A 3,283-nucleotide genomic window follows, 5' to 3' on the forward strand; every position below is an offset into this window, starting at 1 on the left:
CCTTGAAATTTTCTGAAAAAAGAGTAAACTGGTATGCAAGAAGTCTATTTCGTGGAGTTTAGGATGAAATTATATGTTCAATTAATGATTCTCTTTGTGATTTCTCTTATCGGAGAGGGAATTTCTAGTTTCTTTCATCTGCCCATCCCAGGCAGTATTATCGGTTTGATTATTCTCTTTCTAGCCTTACAGTTCAAGTGGCTAAGGACCAGACATGTCAACATGGTTGGAAATTTCTTGCTGGCCAATATGACCATTCTCTTTTTGCCGCCAGCAGTGGGTATCATGGAAAAGTTTGATGTGATTGCCCCTTATCTTTTACCCATCGTCTTGATTGTCTTTTTTGCGGCTGTCATCAACATTATCCTTATTGCCCTAGTGGTTCAGTTTATCAAGAGACGATTTGAGGGAGATTATGAGAAAGGAGATGCCAAATGAGCGAATTTGTATCCAATCCTCTATTTGGGATTGCATTATCTATCCTAGCTTATCTAGTGGGGATGTTGATTTACAGACGTTTTCCCCATCCCTTGACAACGCCCTTGCTTTTGTCGGCTATTTTTATCATTATTTTCCTTAAGGCGACGGGTATTTCTTATCAAGATTATTACCAAGGTGGGGTTTATCTGAACAACTTGATTGTCCCATCGACCGTGGCTCTAGGGATTCCGCTTTATAAGAGTTTTCATCTGATGAAGCACCATGCGCGGAGTATTCTTTTCGGGAGTCTGTTAGCAGTAGTTGTCAATACCTCTTTCACAGCCCTTGTGGCGAAAATATTTGGCATGGACTTTTTCCTAGCCATTTCTCTCTTTCCCAAGTCGGTAACGACAGCCATGGCAGTGGGGATCACAGAAAAATTGCAAGGATTGACAACCGTAACCTTGGTGGTTGTAGTAGCCACTGGGATTTTGACCAGTGTTATCGGACCCACCCTTTTGAAGTGGTTGAAGATTGACGATCCAGTTGCAGTTGGACTTTCCCTTGGTGGAACAGGTCATGCTGTCGGAACAGGAACGGCTTTTCGCTACGGTTCTGTAGCAGGAGCCATGGGTGGCTTGGCTATCGGTATTACTGGTATTCTCTACGTATTTGTAAGTCCCATCGTAGCCAGTTTGATATTGAGTTAATAAGCAAGGAATTTAAGTTCCTTGCTTTTTCGAATCGTATGTTATAGGTTTTTACTTTCCCAATTTGTAAAATTAAGCTAGACAGAAGCAGATTCTTAGTAAAAAATCACTTCTCTCACTTTCTTGCCGTATTTATAGACAATATACATAAATAACCAAAAAACACCTAGGACTATTTTAAAATCCTAGATGTTTTTCCTGATGTGCTAAGAAATATTTTACGCAAATACAGATAATAAAGGCCAAGCAATCCTAAAACAACCAAATCAACGAAAAATTGCCAACCAAAAACCTGAATGCGATTCCTAAAAAGACTGGTCAATAGAATCAGCAGAGCATCTCCCCAGAAAGCAAGACCAGCCAAAGTAAGGGCTAATTTTCTTCTGAAAAAATAGAAAATCGGACTCAAGGTAGCAGCTAACAAATGGCTAAACCACACAATTACAAAGACAACAGGATAATGGCTAAAGTAAACCATAATAGCTGAATTATAATGTTCTGCAAAATAAGTCTGGTTACGCGTCATTACCATGACAAAATCATAGCAGCCTATCAAATTCAAGAAAAATATAAACACTGCAAAGCTAAGACCAAAACCAGTAATTTTTTTCATTTCATTAACCCCATTTCTTCAAAAGCTTGAATAAAAAAATCGCTCTTCAACAAGGCCAAGCCTTGATTGACATCACCTAAAACCATAAGGTTGTCGTCTTTTTGGATGTTAAAAATTTTTCTCGCTCGTGCAGGAATGACGATTTGTCCCTTTTCACCAACAGTTACCGTTCCAAAAATATACTTCCCTTCTTTGGCTTTAGTAGCAAAAGGAGAGACATCCCCATTAACCAACTCATCTAAGCTGATATCAAAAATTTCTGCCAAACGACTTGAAGAAATAATATCCGGTAAACTGTCGCCCAATTCCCACTTACTGAGAGTCTGACGAGATACGCCTACTTTTTCAGCTAATTTTTCCTGAGAATAACCTGACTTTTTCCTTAGCAGAGCAATCGTTTCACTAATCATACTTTTCCTACCTCTTTTCCTGAACTCATTATAGAGCCTTCTTGTCCAACTTTCAAGCATCTTTTATTGGCAAAACGAGAGTTTTTTGTTAAAAATCATAGCAAAAAAGAAGCCCGTCTGATCTCTAGTACAAATACTAGAACTTTTTATATTCCTAATTCAATTTTTTTAACACCCAATTTGTAAAATTAATCTAGACAGAAAAAGCCATCTATGTTAGGCTCAGATAAACTACCACATTTGTCTGAAAGGAACCAACATAAATGACCTATACTCATCTTACCACAAACGAGCTTGTAATGATAGAGGCTTACTATCAAGAAAACATAAAAGTTTCAGATATTGTGACTTCACTTGGCAGATCAAAACAGACAATCTACAATGTCATCAACTATCTGAAAGAGGGGCACTCTGCTTATGATTACTATAACCGATATAAAATCAATAAGAAACGCTGTGGCAGGAATAAAACCAGTCTTACGCAATCAGAAAAAGATTTTATCCAAACTCTTTTAGAACAAAATTGGAGTCTTGATGTTATTAAAGGAACTTATTCAATTTTTTAATCTAGTTAGAAAATGAGATAAAGAAAAGGATAGCCTCTCAGTGATGAGATGTTATCCTTTTTTTGACGTTTAAACTATTGCAAATTAACCTTGTTTTTCAAGATATAGTAGGTTCCGAGATAGTAGATAGCTGATAAAAAGAGATCGCGCAAGATTTCTGTACTAGCCATCACGTTATAGTCATTGTCAACTCTTAAGAAGAAAGTGATATAACCAATAACGATGGAAATGACGATATAGGCTAAAATCCCCATGGCTGTTCGATACTCGTTAAAGAGTTGCCCGATAGAGATGGAGAGGTAAATGGATAAAATCCATGCGATTGACCCGACAAATAGTGATAGGGCATACAGCCAGCCGTAGCTGAGATAAGGGGAAATGAAGTTGTAGAGGGCAGTGAAGTCTTTTTCAATTGGTGTTAAGAAGATGATAATCAATATACTCAAGATAAAGACGATATAGCCTAAGATGGACCAGACAAGACCACCTAAAAGTTTTGCGGTGATGATTTGGTGCTCAGAGACAGGCAAGGTCAAGGTCAAGTACCCTTGGCGGTCATAAACA

General features: G+C 37.9%; 5 protein-coding genes and 1 pseudogene. 3 read left to right on the forward strand and 3 right to left on the reverse strand.

Features of this window, described 5'->3' with window-relative positions; translation table 11 throughout:
* Positions 1 to 63: 63 nt before the first annotated feature.
* Both GMD6S_RS10940 and GMD6S_RS10945 read left to right on the forward strand, forming a co-directional pair.
* On the forward strand, positions 64 to 438 hold the full coding sequence (locus GMD6S_RS10940; RefSeq protein ID WP_000781325.1) for a CidA/LrgA family protein: 375 nt from the start codon (positions 64 to 66) through the stop codon (positions 436 to 438).
* Positions 435 to 1,130, forward strand: a complete 696-nt coding sequence (locus GMD6S_RS10945; protein WP_001288936.1) for an LrgB family protein — start codon at positions 435 to 437, stop codon at positions 1,128 to 1,130. Before GMD6S_RS10940 ends, GMD6S_RS10945 begins: the two co-directional genes overlap by 4 nt.
* A 172-nt stretch (positions 1,131 to 1,302) precedes the next feature.
* Here GMD6S_RS10945 and GMD6S_RS10950 read toward each other — a convergent pair whose 3' ends face one another.
* The gene (locus GMD6S_RS10950; RefSeq protein WP_000724381.1) at positions 1,303 to 1,743 is read right to left on the reverse strand and encodes a hypothetical protein; all 441 of its coding nucleotides are present in this window, start codon (positions 1,741 to 1,743) and stop codon (positions 1,303 to 1,305) included.
* Entirely contained in the window at positions 1,740 to 2,153 is a 414-nt protein-coding gene (locus GMD6S_RS10955; protein ID WP_000622651.1) for a helix-turn-helix domain-containing protein, read from the reverse strand. Before GMD6S_RS10955 ends, GMD6S_RS10950 begins: the two co-directional genes overlap by 4 nt.
* Before the next feature lie 263 nt (positions 2,154 to 2,416).
* Here GMD6S_RS10955 and GMD6S_RS10960 point away from each other — a divergent pair.
* Positions 2,417 to 2,707, forward strand: a pseudogene (locus GMD6S_RS10960) (IS30 family transposase); the annotation flags it as partial.
* Between the two features lie 86 nt (positions 2,708 to 2,793).
* On the opposite strand, the gene GMD6S_RS12870 reads toward GMD6S_RS10960, so the two are convergent.
* On the reverse strand, positions 2,794 to 3,283 hold a 490-nt coding region (locus GMD6S_RS12870), incomplete at its 5' end, for a hypothetical protein (RefSeq protein ID WP_000326301.1).

It is taken from the genome of Streptococcus sp. GMD6S (genome assembly GCF_000297015.1).